The following is a 17,871-nucleotide window of genomic DNA, read 5'->3' on the forward strand; positions in this document are numbered from 1 at the left end:
GGGTTGGGGTGGGTCGCGACTGGCGTTGAGGTGGAGTACCACCGGGGAGCGGCCTGCCGGATGATCCGGCTGTCGGGCGGAGTACCGCCCCGCCGCGCGCCTGGGCACTCGAGCTCGATGCCTGGAGGAGTGCGCGTGACTGCTGAATTGATGGTTGGGACCGATCTCGCGGCTGAGATGGTGGCGAATGCGGCTACCCGTGCGGAGAAACTCCGCGAGTCGACCGGGGTGCAGCCGTGTCTGGCGACGGTGCTGGTGGGGGATGGCCCGGCGTCGGCGACCTATGTGCGGATGAAGCAGAACCGCAGCAAGAAGGCGGGGATCGGTTCGCGCAGCGTGGTGTTGCCTTCGGCGACGACCACCGCTGAGTTGGTGGCGACGCTGACTGAGCTGTCCAACGACTCAGCGGTGCACGGGATTCTGTTGCAGCACCCGGTTCCGGGACACATCGACGAGCGGGCCGCGTTCGAGGCGATCGACCCGGCGAAGGATGTCGACGGGGTCACCATGCATGCGTTCGCCGCGATGGCGTTCGGGGAGCCGGGATTCCGGTCGTGTACGCCGGGCGGGATCATGCGGTTGCTGGAAGCGTACGACGTACCGATTTCTGGGGCGCATGCGGTCGTGATCGGCCGCAGCCCGATTCTCGGCAAGCCGGCCGGGATGTTGCTGCTGGCATCGGACGCGACCGTGACCTACACGCACTCGCGAACCGTCGGGCTGCCCGAAATCGTCCGTACGGCGGACATCGTGGTCGCCGCGGTCGGCAAGGCGAACTTTGTCCGCGGCGACTGGCTGAAGCCGGGTGCGGTCGTGATCGATGCCGGATACAACGAAGGCAATGTCGGTGACGTGCATTTCGGCGAGGCCGCTGCAGTGGCGCGGTTGATCACGCCGGTGCCGGGCGGGGTCGGGCCGATGACGATCGCGCTGCTGCTGGAGCAGACGGTCGATGCGGCGGAGGCGCAATCCGAGACGGCTGTCCAGTCTGTGGCGGGACTGGCCTAGGCTGTAGCGGTTGTAAAAGTACTTTGACGAGGAGGCGTGACGTGGCGGTGCGGGCGATCCGGGGAGCCACCCAGCTCGATGTCGACGAGCGCGAGCATCTGCTCGCGCGGACCGCCGAGCTGGTGAAGGCTGTCCTGGAGGCGAACGATCTGGACAGCGCGGATCTGATCAGCATCCTGTTCACCGTCACGCCGGACCTGCACGCCGAGTTCCCGGCCGTGGCCGGCCGCCAGATCGGGCTGACCGACGTACCGCTCATGTGCATGCAGGAGATCGACATCCCGCACGCGCTGCCGCGAGTGGTCCGGATGATGGTGCACACCGAGACCGACCGCTCCCGCGACAAGGTCCAGCACGTCTACCTGCACGGCGCGAGCGCGCTCCGTCCCGACCTGACAGGCGCCCAGTGACCGAACTGCGCGGCCCGGTCCGCATCGTCGGCGCCGGACTCATCGGTACGTCGATCGGTCTCGCCCTGGCCCGGTTGGGTGTCGTGGTCGAGCTCGTCGACGCGAATCCCGACAACGCCCTGATGGCGGAGCGAATCGGCGCCGGCTCACGTCTCGTCCAGATCGAACCGCAGTTGGTGGTGGTCGCCGTACCGCCGGATCACGTCGGCGCGGTGATCGCCGAGCAGCTCGCGCAGACCGACGCGATCGTCACAGATGCCGCCAGCGTGAAGTCCAAGCCGTTGACCGACGCTCGCCTGCTGTCCGCGGACCTGTCCCGGTACGTCGGCAGTCACCCGATGGCGGGCTCGGAACGCAACGGGCCGTTGGCCGCGCGCGCCGACCTGTTCGACGGCGCCACCTGGGCAATCACGCCGCACGAGACGAGTTCGCCGGAAGCCGTTGACCTGGTGCGCCGCCTCGCCGAGGCCTGCGGCGCCCGCACGGTCGACCTGTCCGTCGAGGACCACGACCTCGCTGTCGCCCGCGTCTCGCACCTGCCGCAGCTGATGTCATCGCTGGCGGCCGGGACTCTCGTCGATGCCCCGATCTCACACCTGCAGCTGTCTGGCCAGGGCGTTCGCGACGTCACCCGGATCGCGGCCGGCGACCCCGGCCTGTGGACGCAAATCGTCTCCGCGAACTCAGCAGCCCTCACCGGCCTGCTCGAACAGATCCGCGACGAACTCGACCGCGTCCTTGTTGCCCTAGGCAAAGAAGAGGCCGGCGACGAACTCACCTCGGTGCTCGCCCGTGGTGTCTCCGGCGCTATTCGCGTCCCCGGCAAGCACGGTGCCCCGCACATCGACCTGGTCAGTGTCCTCGTCACGATCCCCGACCGGCCGGGCCAGCTCGCCCGGCTCTTCAACGATGCCGCGGCTTCTGGCGCCAACGTCGAAGACCTGCGCATCGACCACAGCCCCGGCCGTCCTGTCGGTGAGGTGGAGCTTCTCGTCAAGCCGGGGTCCGATGATCAGATGGTTGCCACGCTGACCGAACGTGGGTGGGTCGTTCACCGCTGACGCGGTTGCGCTCTATGCGCATCTCGGATGCGGCCGGTCCGGTACGGCGCTGCGGCCGATTTACAGTGGGAGTGTTGCTGGCGCCGGTGCCTGGCTGAGGTACTGGCGAGGTCGGCGACCGCGTGCCGGTTGCTTGAGGTACCCGCTATTTGAGAAAAAGTTACCGATCAACGATCGCGGCGGAGCGGAACGCGGGGCTGATCGCGCTGGGTGGTAATTCTTCGTCGCTATGTGCGAAACAGTTTCCACTCAAGGCCTTGGCGGATCGGAACGCCCCGCGCCGGCCTCAGCCATCCTGCCGCTCATCGGCCAGCAGCGGCGTACGGCGAGAAGGCGACTACCTGCAGTCGTTCGTGCCGAAGAATTCGCGCGACGCGGCTACCACCAGGGCAGGCCCCGGCCGCGGTGGTCGAGAGCTGTCCGAGCGGGCAGATATTCTCAGACCATGATCATCGCTGTGGACGGGCCGAGTGGGTCCGGTAAGTCGAGTACCGCTCGGGGTGTGGCCGACCGGCTGGGACTGCGGTTCCTGGACACCGGAGCGACGTACCGGGCGGTGACGTGGTCGGCGATCGAGCGCGGGCTGGACCTGGATGACACCGACGCCGTTGCGCAGCGGGCCCGGGACCTGCGGCTGGAGTTGAGCACGGATCCGCTGCGCCAGTTCGTGATCGCGGACGGGACCGACATCACCGCGGCGATCCGTGAGCCTGGGATCAGTGAGCGGGTCAGCAAGATCGCGACCAATCTGGACGTGCGCAAGGAGCTGATCCGTCGGCAGCGCGAGATCATCGACGAGGCGCAGGCGAGCGGCGGGATCGTGGTCGAGGGCCGCGACATCGCGACCGTGGTCGCCACCGACGCCGAGCTGAAGGTGCTGCTGACCGCGGACCAGGAGGCCCGGTTGGCCCGTCGCGGTGCTGAACTGGCCACTGGGTCGGTCAGTGCGGAGCAGTTGCGGGACCAGATCGTCCGCCGGGACGCGGACGACTCGACCGTGGCGGAGTTCCAGGTTGCGTCGGACGGCGCCGTCACCATCGATTCCACCGATATGTCCTTGGAGGAGGTCATCGACGTGATCAGCAGACTCGCGAAGGAGGCCTCTACGGAGTGACTCCGCACATGTCACGCTTCGCGCGGCGAGTCATGGGGCCTGATTCCCGTTCTTCCCTCGTCCCTCCAGTCGCTGCGCTCCCTCCGCTCCTCAGTCCAGAACGGGGCCCCATGACCGCTGACCTGACAAGGCGGCAGGACGACCTGCCGAGCACTGGCGATCTGCCGAAGCTGCCGCACCGCCTGGCCGTCCCGGTCCGCGCGATCGCCAGCCGGTACTTCGCGCGTAAGTACGATCTGCGGGTCCACCACCAAGAGCTGTTCCCGCGGACCGGCCCGGTGCTGATGACACCGAATCACCTGAGCCTGCTCGACGGGCCGCTGCTGGGCGCGATCGCGCCGCGGATGCTGCATCAGCTGGGCAAGATCGAGGCGTTCGGCGGGCTGCAGGGCTGGTTCCTGCGGGCGACCGGCCAGATCCCGATCGACCGGACGTCTTACGACCCGCGGGCGATCCGGCAGTCGATCAAGGTGCTGCGCGACGGACGGGTGCTGAGCATCTACCCCGAGGGCACCCGCGGGACCGGCGATTTCCGCCGCATTCAGCTTGGTACGGCGTACATGGCGATGGTCACCGGGGCTCCGATCCTGCCCGTCGCGCTGCTCGGTACGAGGCTGCCGGGCGGCGATATCGAGGGGTTTCCGCCAGCCGGAAGCCGGGTCGACGTGGTGTACGGCGAACCGTTCACGGTTGACCGAGTATCCTTTCCTAGGCGGCACTCCGACGTACGGGCGGTTGCCGACCAGATCGGCGACATGCTGCGTGCCCATATCAAGGCCGCCGTCGCAGCCACCGGTCACCCACTCCCGGGTGCGCCAGACAAGAAGGACCCTGATGACTGACCTGCCCACGGGCTACGACTTCGACGAAACGACGCACGACGCGGAGGACTCTGGTCCGCTGCCCGTGCTCGCGATCGTCGGCCGGCCGAATGTGGGCAAGTCCACGCTCGTCAACCGCATCATCGGCCGTCGCGAGGCCGTCGTCGAGGACACCCCGGGCGTCACCCGGGACCGCGTCCCGTACGACGCCGACTGGGCCGGCCGCAGCTTCGTCGTGGTCGACACCGGCGGCTGGGACCCGGACGCGGTCGGCATGGCCGCCCTGGTCGCGGCCCAGGCCGAGGTCGCGATCAACGCCGCCGACGCGGTGCTGTTCGTGGTCGACGCGACCGTCGGGATCACCGACGCCGACGAGGCCGTCGTCCGGGTGCTGCGCAAGTCCGGCAAGCCGGTCGTGCTCGCGGCCAACAAGGTCGACGACCAGCGCATCGAGTCCGAGGCCATGAAGCTGTGGGGCCTGGGCATCGGCGAGCCGTTCCCGATCTCGGCCATGCACGGCCGGGGGACCGGTGACATGCTCGACGCGATCCTGGCCGCGCTGCCCGAGGCGCCGCCGGAGCGCGACCCGAAGACCGGCGGTCCGCGCCGGATCGCGATCGTCGGCAAGCCGAACGTCGGCAAGTCCTCGCTGCTGAACAAGGTCGCCAAGGAGGACCGGGTTGTCGTCAGCGACATCGCCGGTACGACGGTCGACCCGGTCGACGAGCTGATCACGTTGGTCGGCAAGGAGTGGCGGTTCATCGACACCGCCGGTATCCGCCGCAAGGTCAAGAACGTCCAGGGCCACGAGTACTACGCCTCCCTGCGGACCAACGCGGCGATCGAGCGTGCCGAGGTCGTCGTCGTGGTGGTCGACGCCTCGCTGCCGATGACCGAGCAGGACATCCGGATCATGAACGCGGTCGAGGAGGCCGGTAAGGCCCTCGTCATCGCCTACAACAAGTGGGACCTGGTCGACGAGGACCGCCGGTACTACCTGGAGAAGGAGATCGACCGGGACCTGGTCCAGTTCCGCTGGGCGCCGCGGGTGAACATCAGCGCGCTGACCGGTCGGCACATGGAGAAGCTGGTCCCCGCGCTCGAAGCCGCCCTTGAGGGCTGGCAGACACGCGTCCCGACCGGCCAGCTGAACGCGTTCCTCGGCCGGCTGGTGGCAGCGCACCCGCACCCGGTCCGCTCCGGCAAGCAGCCGAAGATCCTGTTCGGCACCCAGGCGACCACGATGCCGCCGACCTTCGCGATCTTCACCTCCGGCCAGATCGAGCCGTCGTACCAGCGGTTCATCGAGCGGCGGCTGCGCGAGGACTTCGGATTCGTCGGCAGCCCGGTGCACGTCCAGATCCGGGCCCGGCAGAAAAACAAGATCAAGCGTTAACGCAGAGTCAATTCTTCGGGGGAAATGCTTCTATTTCCCTCGAATGGATAGCGGTATAGCCCGGCTTCCGGCAGTGTGCGAGTCTCCGACCCGCTCATCGGAGGCCGCGCCATGCCCCGCTTCTTTCGCCGTTTTGGACGCAGTGCGTTCATGTCTGTGCTGGCTGCTGCCCTGGTGGCCGCGCCCCTCAGCGCGGCGCCCACTGCCCTAGCCGCTGAACCGCCTGGCGTCACTCGCGCCTACGAGGTTGAGCCCGTGGGCGGCGTCCCCTCCGGCTGTACGACACCCGCCGGGAAGGGCGCCGCGGTCGTCAGCTCGGAGCGCGGCGCGAACGCCAGCGCGCGCTCTCTGCTCGTGAACGACACATCCACGACGTCACACACCGTGATCACTTGCCCACTAGATCCGGCAGCCGGTACGTCGTTGTCGTTCGCCGCCTTCCCGGTGAGCGTCCCGAACGGCTTCCTGATGAGTCTGCTCGGTCGCTGGCAAGGCGGCGCCAGTGGCGTGATCTACCACTTGAACGTTCAGTCCAACGGCGCGATCCAGTGGTACGACGGCACCCGCTGGTCGCCGCTCGCACCGGCTGGCACCGTCCACGTCGGTGCCTGGAACACCTTCCGGATCGACGGGGGAGCGCTGGCGGCGCAGGTCTCCGTCAACGGCACCGCCGTCGGTACGGCGAAGCGCGCCGGAACCGCGGCCGTTCTCGACCTGACCGGGTATCAGTTCGCCAGCAACGGGACCGCGCCGACGGGCGACAAGGTCTTTTTCGACGATGTCCGGACCACGGCCGGTCGGGGCTATGAGACCGAGGCCGCGGACGCCGTACCGACTGGTTGCAGTACGCCGGCGGGTAAGGCTGCGGGTGTGGTCAGCACGCTGCGCGCGAACACGGGATCGCGCTCTCTGCGGCTGAACGATCGGGCCACCGACAAGCAGACCGTGATCACGTGCCCGGTCGTCCCGCAGCGGGGGATCGACCTGAAGCTCGCGGTCTACCCGGTCGCGCTTGCGCAGGGGTTCCAGATCTCGCTGCTGGGCCACATGGAGGGGTTCGCTGATCGGCGGCTCGTATTCCACATCGCGGTTGGCGCTGACGGGAGCCTGCGCTGGTACGACGGGAACTTCTGGACGACCGTGAGCCCGCCGGGCGTCGTACGGATCGGGGCTTGGAACCAGCTCGCCGTACGGGTCGCTGCGGACGAGGAGGAAGCCCAGGTATCGGTGAACGGCGTCCGGCAGTTGGCCGGCGGTCCGATCGGGATGCGCCGGGTCACTGACCTCACTGCCTTCGAGGTGTCCAGCAACGGGACCGCGCCGACTGGGGACGAGGTCTTCGTGGACGACGTGTCTGCGTTGCCGGCTCCCGACGTACCGGCGCCAGGTGCGGTTGAGGTCGGCCCTGCGGTCACCGTCGACTCGGTGACGAACGACCTCCTGCAGATGCCGCACTCAGCCGTGAACACCGGCGCCGAGGCGATCGTCACGTACGGCGCCCACCCGGACGTGACCGCCAGCAACGGAACCCGCATCGCCACCTCATCCGACCAGGGCGCCAGTTGGCGTCCTCAACCCAGCCGCAACCCGATGCCCAACGAGCAGTCGTACATGCTGTCCAAGCTGCGCAACGGCGACCTGCTCGCGATTTCGTACCACACGTTCATGCGCACCGGGAACCGCAGCGCGGACGTCGAGTCCACCGTGTCTCACGACGGCGGGCAGACCTGGAGTGCCATCCGCGTCGGCGCAATGACGACCCCGGTGAACATGAAACCGATCAGCTCGACGACCAGCCGGCCCGGCCGCACCATGGGCGGCTTCGTCCTGATCCACAGCGTCGTCGAGGACCCCGACGGCACGCTTTACCAGTCGGGCTACGGCTACTACGACGGCGACGCCCGCTACCGCCAGCTCCTCCTGCGCTCCACCGACGGCGGTCTCAACTGGACCACCCAATCCACCATCGCCTACAGCGCGACCGTGAACGGCGAAGGCTTCTGCGAAGCAGCCGTGGCGCGCACGGCGGACGGCAGTTTGCTCGCGGTGATGCGGACCGGCTCCTACCTGCAGATGTACCAGGTTCGCTCCACCGACAACGGCAAGACCTGGACCGCTCCCGCGCCGCTGAAGGCCAACGGCGTTGCCATGGCTGGGGTGTACCCGAGCCTCGTCCTGCTGCCCGACAACCGCCTCCTGCTGTACTACGGCCGCCCCGGCCAGTCGCTGGCCATCTCGGAAGACGGCAACGGGACGAGCTGGTCCCCGCCCACCTACGTGGACTACCGAAACTCCGCCAACGGCTCGTTGATCCAGACCGGCCCCACGACCCTGCTGGCCTTCGGTGATCGCGGCGCCAACTGGTCGCTCAACAAGCCCACCACCTCAACGATCTGGTCCCGAACCATCACCGTCCCACCCCGGTAAAAACCAGTCCCCGACATGCGGTATGGTTTACGCGTTCGGTTCTACGGAGCCGAACGGCGGGCTGTGGCGTAGCTTGGTAACGCGTCTGGCTGGGGGCCAGAAGAGCGCAGGTTCAAATCCTGTCAGCCCGACCCCAAAGAGGAGCACCGATTTTGTCGGTGCTCCTCTTTAGTTTTGAGCCCATGAAGACTCTGGGGGATCGACGCAATTGGACCGACGACGACTTGCGCTCGGCCGTGAAAGCCAATCATTCTTGGCGCGGTGTCGCGCGAGCACTGGATCTGAAAGGCACCTCGGCAGGGGTGATCCGAACGCTGAAGCGGCACGCCGGTCGGCTCGAACTCGACTCGGCCCACTTCACGGGCCAACGCCCATGGTCGGACCAGCAGCTCCGAGAAGCGGTGCCGAAGGCAACGTGTTGGGCCGACGTGCTGTCGGCCCTCGGCGTCCTCGACAACGGCGCCAGTCGTGTGCGCGTCAAGGGCCACGTGGTCCGGCTGGGCCTGGACTTCGCGCACCTCAAGGGCCCGCGCGAGGAAGCCTCCGAAGACGATGTATTCAACGGGCCGGTTCGGATGGACACGCTGCGATATGCGGCATCAGCGGTAGCCATGGCCTGGTTCACACTGCGCGGCTGTGCTGTGGCCCTACCGATCGAACCTCAGGAGTACGACTTGCTGGTCACAACCACCAAGGGCGTGCAACGGGTTCAGGTGAAGACGTGCGCCGCCCGCAACAGCAAAGGTTACTGGGGCGTGGGCATCGGCCGACGTCCATACACGCTCGACAAGACCGCGAGCAAGATGCCGTACGACCCTGACGCGCTAGATCTCTTCTTCATCCTGCTCGGAGACGGAAGCATCTATGTCATCCCCAGTTTGGTGCTGGCTGGGAAGGTCGGGATTTCCGCCGAGAGCTACGCCCCATATCGGGTGGGTGACGCCTCGAGCCTGCTGCAGTGAGGGGGCACCGGTCAGCGGTGCCCCCTCGCGCGGTCAGTGGACGTCGGCGAGTTCCTTGGTGCCGGGCTTCTCCTGCGGGCGCAGGGATTCTCCTTCGATGTCGACGTTCGGGGTGATCCGGTCGAGCCACTTCGGGAACCACCAGGCGGCCTTGCCCAGGAGGCTGAGGACGGCCGGTACGAGCGTCATCCGGACGACGAACGCGTCGATCAGGACACCGATCGTCAGGCCGAAGCCGATGGCCTTGATGATCGGGTCGTGGACGAGGATGAAGCCGGCGAAGACGGAGGCCATGATGAGGGCGGCGGCCGTGACGACGCGGGCGCCGTGGCCGAGGCCTTCGACGGTGGCCGGGGTTGCGGCCTTGCCGTGCACGAATTCTTCGCGGACCCGGGAGACGATGAAGACCTCGTAGTCCATGGCCAGGCCGAACAGGATGCCCATCATGATGATCGGCAGGAAGCTGACCATCGGGCCGGGGTTGTCGATGCCGAACAGGCTGGCCAGGTGGCCCTGCTGGAAGACGGCGACGGTGATACCGAAGGTGGCGCCGATGGTCAGGACGAAGCCGAGGGTGGCCTTCAGCGGGACCAGGATGGAGCGGAACGCCAGCAGTAGCAGCAAGAACGACAGCCCGACGATCAGCAGGAGATAGATCGGGAGGGCGTCGGCCAGTTTCTGCGAGACGTCGACGCCGACTGCAGTGTTGCCGGTGACAGCGATCGTCGTACCGGGGGTTTCGAGCGGTTTGATCGTGGTGCGGAGGTCCTTGACCAGGTCGCTGGTCGCCTCGGAGGCGGGGCCGCTCTTCGGGATGATCTGCAGCAGGCGCGTCTTGCCGTCTTCACTGGCGGCGGCCGGCTGAGCTGCGATGACGTCCTTCAGCGTGGGCGCCTTGGCGAGGATCTGCTCGACGATCGTGTTCGACTGAGCGGGGTTGTCCGTCTTCACCACGACGATGAGCGGACCGTTGGCGCCCGGCCCGAAGGCTGCGGCGGTGAGGTCGTAGGCGACCCGCTGGTGGCTGCCGGCCGCGGCTGACGCACCGTCCGGCAGCGCGAGCTGCATGTCCTTGGCGGGGATCGCCAGCAACCCGAGACCAACGATGCCCAAGGCAACGATCGGGACGCGGAAGCGGGTCACGAAACGGCCCCAGCGGAAGCCGAAGCCCTCCTTAGCTGTTGTGCCATTGACCGATGGGGCTGCCGGCGCCTTGCGAACCTTGCGCGGCAGAATCCGGTCGCCGATGAAGCCGAGCATGGCCGGAACCAGCGTGAGGGCAACCAGTACGGCGGTCAGCACGGTCGCCGCGGCCGCGAGGCCCATCGCGGTCAGGAACGGTACGCCGACCACGGACAACCCGGCGAGTGCGATCACTACCGTCGCCCCGGCGAATAGTACGGCGGAACCCGCGGTCGCAGTCGCCCGTGCCACCGACTCCTCGGCGTCCATGCCTGCGGCGAGCTGAGTGCGGTGCCGCGAACTGATGAACAAGGCATAGTCGATACCGACCGCCAGGCCGAGCATCAACGCCAGGATGGGACCGGTCGACGACACATCGGTGAACGCTGTCACGACGAACAGGCCGGCCATCCCGGCGGCAACACCGAGCAGGGCCGTCAGGAGCGTCATACCGGCTGCTACCAGTGAGCCGAAGGTGATGACGAGCACGAGGGCTGCGACGACGACGCCGATGACCTCGGTGACACCGACCTCCGGTACGCCGCCGACCACCTGGCCGCCTGGGACCACCTGCAGGTCGCCAGTGCTCAGCGTGGACAGGCCGTCGTACGCCTCGGTGGTTGTCTTGGCCAGCTCATCGGCGGGCTTGGCGAACTGCACGCTGATCAGGCCGGTACGTCCGTCCGGGCTGATGGCCTTGGTGGTGAACGGGTCGAGTGCCGCAATCACCTCGGGCACCTTCGCGGCCTTGGCGACGGTCGCGCCGACGGCGGCCTTCACGTTCGGGTCGGCCAGCGTCTTGCCGTCCGGCGCCTTCACCACGATCGTCGCCGACGCGCCACTGGCGGCCGGGAGATCGTGCTTGAGGGCGTCGAGGGCGCGCTGCGACTCGGTCCCCGGGATCGAGAAGGTGTTCACCGTCTTCCCGCCGAGGGTCAGCGCACCGACCCCCAGCGCGACGATGAAAACCGCCCAGATCGCGGCGATCAGGCGCCGGCGCTGGTAGGAGAACCGGCCGAGCCGGTACAGGAGGTTGGCCATCGGATGGCATCCGTTCTGACGTGCGGGCAGAAGCCGGCCGCCCGTCCTCTGGTGGCGAGCCGGTAGAACAAATCTTTGGGTGGATCAGTTGGGTCTGAGCAGGCGGCGCAGGCCGATGTCGCACAACTGCCGCAACTCTTCGTCGGTCTGTTCGCCGGGGTGCCGGCACTCGCCCATCAGGCCGCCGATGGCGAACCCGGCCAGGCCGAGTTCGAGCCTGCCGTCCGACCCGGCCAGGAACCGCTGCAGCCGAAGGCCGTCGGCCACCAGCTGACCGATCTCCGGGATCTCGTGAATGACCGGAATGATCTCCTGGACCACGTCCATCACGCCGCGATAGTGGATCGCGAGTTCGGTGAACTTCCCGATCGCGAACTCCTGTGCCGCATCGTTCGACAACTTCTCGGCCGCCTCGACAACCTTCGCCAGGTCGGCCGCAGCCGGCTCCAGCACTGCGGCCAGCACAGCCATCTTCCCGTTGAAGTGGTAGAGCACGGTCGCCTTCGAGCACCCCGCCGCCGAGGCGATGTCCTGTAACGAGACCGCGTTGAAACCCCGGTCCTGGAACAACCCCATCGCCTGTCGCACAATCTCGTGCCGAGTGCGCTCACGGGCCGGAGTGGTGGTCATGCCCCCATCTTCCCTGACCGATCGGCCAGTTTTCAACCGATCGGTCAGGATTGTGCCCCGCATCACGGAAACTCGCCCTTTGAGCACCCACCAGTCACATTTCCCTGCCGCCAGTGACTGATCGGTGCTCAAGGCCGCCGTTTCCACTTGCCTTGAGCGCGAATCAGCCATCCGCGCGGCGAATGCGTGACTGGTGGGAGCGCAAAGGGGAGTGGTCGGAAATGAGAGGCGTAGGGGTGCGCCGACGCGGGACACTCGTGGAGTGATCGTGATGCAGCCCGTCCTCGAGGTCGCCCGCTCGGACGGCTTCGACCTTTGGCCGGTGGCGACGATGGCGCCGTACGGCTGGCTGGCCCTCGGTGGCGAACTCACACCTGCCGAGATCGGTACGGCGGTCCATTGCATCGTCGACTATGTCGCCGTCGACCCCGGCGACGAGCCTGCGATGCCCGCCGATCCGCTTGACGCGTTCCTGCACGGACTACTCACGGTGGACGCACCCATCGCGCCCGGTGGGCTGCGGGTCATCGACGACGCCTCAGACGTCACCTTCGTGCCGGGCTGCTGTGATGGGCTGGAGGATTGGCGCGACTGGCGGCGGCTGTTCAGTGCTGGCGGCACGATCGGTTTCGGACATCCACCGACGTCACCGTCTGCCGAGCGAGTCGGCGACTGCATCCTGCTCACGGTCGATGCCGAGCAGGACGGAAGCCCGACGATCGAATTGCCGGTCGCTGAGCTCAGCCGTTTGCTGGATGCAGTCGAGCGGGATCTGACCGACTTCTACGCGCTCGTCGTCGAGTGGGCGCCTCGGCACTTGCCCGGGCGGGAGGCGGCGGTGAGCGCGGCCATCGCCCGGGTGCTGGATCTGGAGGGCTAGGTCACCAGCCGCGTCCGCGCCACTCGGCGACGCTGGGGCGTTCGGTGCCGAGGGTGGTGTCGCCGCCGTGGCCGGGGTAGACCCAGGTTTCGTCGGGGAGGGTGCCGAAGAGTTTGGTGTCCACGTCGTTGAGGAGGGACTCGAAGCGCTTCGGGTCTTTTTCGGTGTTGCCGACGCCGCCGGGGAAGAGGCAGTCGCCGGTGAAGACATGCGGGGCGCCGTCGGGGTCGTCGTAGACGAGGGCAATGGAGCCAGGGGTATGGCCGACGAGGTGGATGACGCGGAGGCGGCAGTCGCCGACGGAGATCTGGTCGCCTTCGTCGGCGAGCTGGTCGGTCGGTATGTCGATGCCTTCGGCGTCGAAGCGGCCGGCGACGGTCGTGGCGCCGGTGGCGGCGACGACCTCGGCGAGGGCCTGCCAGTGGTCGCCGTGGCGGTGGGTGGTGACGATACGAGCCAGGCCGCCGTCGCCGATCAGGGTGAGCAGGGTGCTCGCGTCGTTGGCGGCGTCGATCAGGACCTGCTCATCGGTCTGCCGGCAGCGCAGCAGGTAGGCGTTGTTGTTCATCGGCCCGACGGCGACCTTGGTGATCATCAGCTTGGCCAGCTCGTGGGTCTGGGCGGGCCCGCCGACCTCGACGTTTCCGTGGTACTCCGGCATGCGACGCTCCCTGGAATCTAGGTGCCTGCTCTGACTACTCCGGCTGATCCTCGCACCCCCGCCGATTTGCACGGAAGGCCGGTTCCGATCGAATATACTTTCGAAACGGTTGCTCCGCTCGGCAGCTTGGAAGTTTTTGTCGGTGGGCCTCGATAGCATCACGGGGCATGCCCCGGTCAACCCCCGAGAACGTCTGTGAGTGAGCTTGTGTCTGACCGTTTGATCGTGCGCGGAGCACGTGAGCACAACCTGAAGGACGTCTCGGTCGACCTGCCCCGGGACGCGATGATCGTCTTCACCGGGCTGTCCGGCTCGGGCAAGTCCAGCCTGGCCTTCGACACGATCTTCGCCGAGGGCCAGCGGCGGTACGTCGAGTCGCTGTCGGCCTATGCCCGGCAGTTCCTCGGCCAGATGGACAAACCCGATGTGGACTTCATCGAGGGGCTGTCCCCAGCGGTCTCGATCGATCAGAAGTCGACCTCGCGCAACCCGCGCTCGACGGTCGGCACGATCACCGAGGTCTACGACTACCTCCGGCTCCTGTTCGCCCGCGCCGGGCGCCCGCACTGCCCGGAGTGTGGCGAGGCGATCGCGCGGCAGACCCCGCAGCAGATCGTCGACCGCGTGCTGGAGCTGGATGAAGGCATTCGCTTCCAGGTGCTGGCCCCGGTCGTCCGCGGCCGCAAGGGGGAGTATCTCGATCTCTTCCGTCAGCTGAGCGGCCAGGGCTTCTCCCGGGCCCGCGTCGACGGCGAGATCATCCAGCTCACCGAGCCGCCGAAGCTCGACAAGCAGAAGAAACACACCATCGAGGTGGTCGTCGACCGGCTCGCGGTGAAGGGCTCGGCCAAGCAGCGCCTGACCGACTCGGTCGAGACCGCGCTGAATCTGGCCAGCGGCCTGCTCCTGCTCGACTTCGTCGATCTGGACGAGAAAGACCCGGGCCGCGAGCGCCGGTTCTCCGAGAAGCTCGCCTGCCCCAACGACCACCCGCTCGCGATCGACGAGCTGGAACCGCGGTCGTTCTCGTTCAACTCGCCGTACGGCGCGTGTCCGGTCTGCTCGGGTCTCGGCACCCGGATGGAGGTGGACCCGGAGCTCCTGGTCCCCGACCCGGAGAAGTCGCTCGAGGAGGGCGCCATCCAGCCGTGGTCCGGCGCGAACGTCTCGCAGTACTTCGAGCGGTTGCTCGGAGCGCTGGCCAAGGACCTGAAGATCAAGACCACCACACCGTTCGCCGAGCTGCCGGCCAAGGCGAAGAAGTCGCTGCTGACCGGGCACGACAAGCAGGTGCACGTCTCCTACCAGAACCGGTACGGTCGCGAGCGGTCGTACTACACGACCTTCGAAGGCGTCATCCCGTACGTCGAGCGCCGGCACGCCGAGGCGTCCAGCGACACGAGCCGGGATCGCTTCGAGGAGTACATGCGCGAGGTCCCGTGCCTGGCCTGCAACGGCGCGCGGCTGAAGCCGATCTCGCTCGCGGTCACCCTCGGCGGCAAGAACATTGCCGAGATCAGCCAGATGTCGATCGACGAGGTGCACGACTTCCTGCGCGGGATGGAGCTGTCGCCGCGCGAGAAGCAGATCGCCGAGCGGGTCGTGAAGGAGATCGGCGAGCGGCTGCGGTTCCTGCTCGACGTCGGTCTGGACTATCTGGCGCTGAGCCGGCCGGCGGGTTCGCTGTCCGGTGGTGAGGCGCAGCGGATCCGGCTCGCGACCCAGATCGGTTCCGGCCTCGTCGGCGTGCTGTATGTGCTCGACGAGCCGTCGATCGGTCTGCACCAGCGCGACAACCGGCGGCTGATCGACACCCTGGTCCGGCTCAAGGACCTGGGCAACACACTGATCGTCGTCGAGCACGACGAGGACACCATCGACCACGCCGACTGGGTGGTCGACATCGGCCCTGGCGCGGGGGAGCACGGCGGTCAGGTCGTCGTCTCCGGCACCGTCGAAGAACTGCGCAACCACCCGGATTCCATCACCGGTGCGTACCTCTCCGGCCGCCGTGAGATCCCGATCCCGGCGGTGCGCCGGCCGCTGACCGAGGGCCGCGAGCTCACGGTGTACGGCGCTCGGCAGAACAACCTGCAGGACATCGACGTGACCATCCCGCTCGGGGTGTTCGTCGCGGTCACCGGTGTCTCGGGTTCGGGTAAGTCGACGCTGGTCAACGACATCCTCTATACCTCGCTGGCCCGCCAGATCTATGGCGCTCGGACGGTTCCCGGGCGGCACACGAAGATCTCCGGGATGGACCAGGTCGACAAGGTCATCCACGTCGACCAGTCACCGATCGGGCGGACCCCGCGGTCGAACCCGGCGACGTACACGGGTGTTTGGGACCATGTCCGCAAGCTGTTCGCGGAGACGCCGGAGGCGAAGGTCCGCGGGTATCTGCAGGGCCGGTTCTCGTTCAACGTCAAGGGCGGCCGCTGCGAGGCGTGCTCCGGTGACGGCACGCTGAAGATCGAGATGAACTTCCTGCCGGACGTCTACGTTCCGTGCGAGGTCTGCCACGGCGCGCGGTACAACCGCGAGACGCTCGAGGTGCACTACAAGGGCAAGACGGTTGCCGACGTGCTGGACATGCCGATCGAGGAGGCCGCGGAGTTCTTCGCCGCGATCCCGGCGATCTCCCGGCACCTGACCACGCTGGTCGAGGTGGGCCTGGGGTATGTCCGGCTCGGGCAGCCGGCGCCGACTCTGTCCGGTGGTGAGGCGCAGCGGGTCAAGCTGGCCTCCGAGCTGCAGCGCCGCTCGACCGGCCGCACGGTGTACGTGCTGGACGAGCCGACGACGGGTCTGCACTTCGAGGACATCCGCAAGCTGCTCGGTGTGCTGGGCGGGCTGGTCGACAAGGGCAACTCGGTGCTCGTCATCGAGCACAACCTCGACGTGATCAAGACCGCCGACTGGATCATCGACCTCGGTCCGGACGGCGGCCGCCGCGGCGGCACGCTGGTGGGGGAGGGGACACCGGAGGACATCGCGGCGAACCCGGCGTCGTACACGGGTGAGTTCCTCCGCGAGATCCTGGCGGGGCGCGCGGCCAAGCCGAGCGCCAAGCTGCTCGCGTCCGAAGCCAAGGCGCTCCCGGCCAAGAAGACAGCCGCGAAGAAGGCGCCCGCGAAGGCTGCGGCAACCAAGGCACCCGCCACTAAGCCTGCACCGGCCAAGACAGCACCAGCGAAGAAGGCACCGGCCAAGAAGGCGACCGCGGCCAAAGCCACGGTCACGGCCACGGCGACGAAAACGACTGCCAAGAAGGCGGCCGCGAAGAAGGCTCCGGCCCGCAAACGCGTAGCAGGCTGACACCGCGACCTCCCGCCTGATTCCGGGCGGGAGGACGCGTCGGCGTCGTGGTCGTGCCGTCCGAGGGGACGGGGATAGTTGCCTTCACCAACAGTCATGCCGGCCGACGGTTCACCGACGAACTCCGGACCGCTGGTGGGGCGGAACCGAATGACCCGGTTCGCCGTCGGAGCAGGCGGTAGTCACCGGTGCCGGAGTGACCCATAGCTCCGACTATGGTTGCGCTCGCGGCGCAACCAATTACCTCGGAGGAGAAACCGTGACCGGACGTTGGGACATGGGCCAGGACACCCTGAGCCAGTTGGCGAAGAAGACCTCGAGCGGTACCCAGGACCTCGGTGGCCTGGTGAAGCAGCTGGTCGCTGCCGCTCAGCCGCTGGAAGGCAAGATGAACGGTGCCGGCAAGCAGATGTTCGACGGGTTCAAGGCCCAGGTCGACGGCATCGCGGGCGACCTGAACGCGGGACTCGCCGCGATCAACCAGGGCCAGTCCGGGATGGACACCGCCTTCCGCGGCGGTGACAGCGAGATGGCCGACCAGGCGAAGAAGGCGCAGGGGTCCGCGGACTTCACTGCCGCCAAATTCGGTAAGCGCTGAGAGAGGAACTGACGATGGCAAACCGCAACAGCTACGACACCGGCGCTTCGGGCGAGGTCCAGTCGACGATCAACAGCCTCGCCGGTCAGATCTCCGGCCTGATCGCTACCCACAAGCAGAACGTCACGGCCGCGCTGTCGGACGCGTCGGCCAGCGGTGTGACCGAGAACTACCGTGGCGTCGAGGACCGCTTCAACAAGGCGGCCGACCAGACGCTCGCGATCATCAAGACGCTCAAGGACACGATGGCGCAGAACGACACGACCGCCGCCGCGACCCTGAAGAAGGCGTCGTCCGCGGTCGACGGCATCGGCGGCTGACCGCCCGCATCGCATCCCTGGCCCTGGACACCTCGACCCCAC

15 protein-coding genes, 1 tRNA gene and 1 riboswitch are annotated in these 17,871 nt (G+C 67.5%); of the genes, 13 read left to right on the forward strand and 3 right to left on the reverse strand.

Features of this window, described 5'->3' with window-relative positions; translation table 11 throughout:
- The first annotated feature begins 5 nt into the window (after positions 1 to 5).
- Positions 6 to 113: riboswitch (ZMP/ZTP riboswitch) on the forward strand.
- Positions 114 to 135: 22 nt separating this feature from the next.
- The 9 genes from E1263_RS18610 to E1263_RS18650 all read left to right on the forward strand — a co-directional run bounded on the left by E1263_RS18610 (position 136) and on the right by E1263_RS18650 (position 9,199).
- Positions 136 to 1,008 carry a bifunctional 5,10-methylenetetrahydrofolate dehydrogenase/5,10-methenyltetrahydrofolate cyclohydrolase gene (locus tag E1263_RS18610; protein ID WP_272949675.1) on the forward strand — a complete coding sequence of 291 codons (873 nt, stop codon included), beginning with the start codon at positions 136 to 138 and terminating at the stop codon, positions 1,006 to 1,008.
- A 41-nt stretch (positions 1,009 to 1,049) separates the two neighbouring features.
- Positions 1,050 to 1,418 carry a chorismate mutase gene (gene aroH / locus E1263_RS18615; protein ID WP_132169020.1) on the forward strand — a complete coding sequence of 123 codons (369 nt, stop codon included), beginning with the start codon at positions 1,050 to 1,052 and terminating at the stop codon, positions 1,416 to 1,418.
- Positions 1,415 to 2,479: a prephenate dehydrogenase gene (locus E1263_RS18620; protein WP_132169022.1), complete on the forward strand. Its 1,065-nt coding sequence runs from the start codon at positions 1,415 to 1,417 to the stop codon at positions 2,477 to 2,479. The genes aroH and E1263_RS18620 overlap by 4 nt, the downstream gene beginning before the upstream one ends.
- A 445-nt stretch (positions 2,480 to 2,924) precedes the next feature.
- Positions 2,925 to 3,593 carry a (d)CMP kinase gene (gene cmk, locus E1263_RS18625; protein ID WP_132169024.1) on the forward strand — a complete coding sequence of 223 codons (669 nt, stop codon included), beginning with the start codon at positions 2,925 to 2,927 and terminating at the stop codon, positions 3,591 to 3,593.
- Between the two features lie 110 nt (positions 3,594 to 3,703).
- Positions 3,704 to 4,435, forward strand: coding sequence for a lysophospholipid acyltransferase family protein (locus E1263_RS18630; RefSeq protein WP_132169026.1), 732 nt, complete (start codon positions 3,704 to 3,706; stop codon positions 4,433 to 4,435).
- Positions 4,428 to 5,810, forward strand: coding sequence for a ribosome biogenesis GTPase Der (gene der / locus E1263_RS18635; protein WP_132169028.1), 1,383 nt, complete (start codon positions 4,428 to 4,430; stop codon positions 5,808 to 5,810). Before E1263_RS18630 ends, der begins: the two co-directional genes overlap by 8 nt.
- A gap of 150 nt (positions 5,811 to 5,960) precedes the next feature.
- Positions 5,961 to 8,237, forward strand: a complete 2,277-nt coding sequence (locus E1263_RS18640) for a sialidase family protein (RefSeq protein ID WP_165956676.1) — start codon at positions 5,961 to 5,963, stop codon at positions 8,235 to 8,237.
- Between the two features lie 57 nt (positions 8,238 to 8,294).
- Positions 8,295 to 8,368: transfer RNA gene (locus E1263_RS18645), tRNA-Pro, on the forward strand.
- A 27-nt stretch (positions 8,369 to 8,395) separates the two neighbouring features.
- On the forward strand, positions 8,396 to 9,199 hold the full coding sequence (locus E1263_RS18650) for a group I intron-associated PD-(D/E)XK endonuclease (RefSeq protein WP_238161322.1): 804 nt from the start codon (positions 8,396 to 8,398) through the stop codon (positions 9,197 to 9,199).
- Positions 9,200 to 9,232: 33 nt separating this feature from the next.
- On the opposite strand, the gene E1263_RS18655 is transcribed toward E1263_RS18650, so the two are convergent.
- Both E1263_RS18655 and E1263_RS18660 read right to left on the reverse strand, forming a co-directional pair.
- Positions 9,233 to 11,422, reverse strand: coding sequence for an MMPL family transporter (locus tag E1263_RS18655; protein ID WP_132169034.1), 2,190 nt, complete (start codon positions 11,420 to 11,422; stop codon positions 9,233 to 9,235).
- Positions 11,423 to 11,506: 84 nt separating this feature from the next.
- A complete protein-coding gene (locus E1263_RS18660; protein WP_132169036.1) occupies positions 11,507 to 12,052 on the reverse strand; it encodes a TetR/AcrR family transcriptional regulator in 546 nt (181 codons plus the stop codon).
- A 262-nt stretch (positions 12,053 to 12,314) separates the two neighbouring features.
- Between E1263_RS18660 and E1263_RS18665 the strand changes: the two genes are divergently transcribed.
- The gene (locus E1263_RS18665; RefSeq protein WP_132169038.1) at positions 12,315 to 12,932 is read left to right on the forward strand and encodes a hypothetical protein; all 618 of its coding nucleotides are present in this window, start codon (positions 12,315 to 12,317) and stop codon (positions 12,930 to 12,932) included.
- Position 12,933: 1 nt separating this feature from the next.
- On the opposite strand, the gene E1263_RS18670 is transcribed toward E1263_RS18665, so the two are convergent.
- A complete protein-coding gene (locus E1263_RS18670) occupies positions 12,934 to 13,593 on the reverse strand; it encodes an MBL fold metallo-hydrolase (protein WP_132169040.1) in 660 nt (219 codons plus the stop codon).
- Between the two features lie 207 nt (positions 13,594 to 13,800).
- Between E1263_RS18670 and uvrA the strand changes: the two genes are divergently transcribed.
- The 3 genes from uvrA to E1263_RS18685 all read left to right on the forward strand — a co-directional run bounded on the left by uvrA (position 13,801) and on the right by E1263_RS18685 (position 17,829).
- Positions 13,801 to 16,911: an excinuclease ABC subunit UvrA gene (gene uvrA / locus E1263_RS18675; RefSeq protein WP_132169042.1), complete on the forward strand. Its 3,111-nt coding sequence runs from the start codon at positions 13,801 to 13,803 to the stop codon at positions 16,909 to 16,911.
- Between the two features lie 259 nt (positions 16,912 to 17,170).
- Positions 17,171 to 17,509, forward strand: coding sequence for a hypothetical protein (locus E1263_RS18680; protein ID WP_238161317.1), 339 nt, complete (start codon positions 17,171 to 17,173; stop codon positions 17,507 to 17,509).
- A 14-nt stretch (positions 17,510 to 17,523) separates the two neighbouring features.
- Positions 17,524 to 17,829, forward strand: coding sequence for a pore-forming ESAT-6 family protein (locus E1263_RS18685; RefSeq protein WP_132169044.1), 306 nt, complete (start codon positions 17,524 to 17,526; stop codon positions 17,827 to 17,829).
- The last annotated feature ends 42 nt before the right edge of the window (positions 17,830 to 17,871 follow it).

The organism is Kribbella antibiotica, assembly GCF_004349055.1.
In the GTDB taxonomy this organism is placed as follows: Bacteria; Actinomycetota; Actinomycetes; order Propionibacteriales; family Kribbellaceae; genus Kribbella; species Kribbella antibiotica.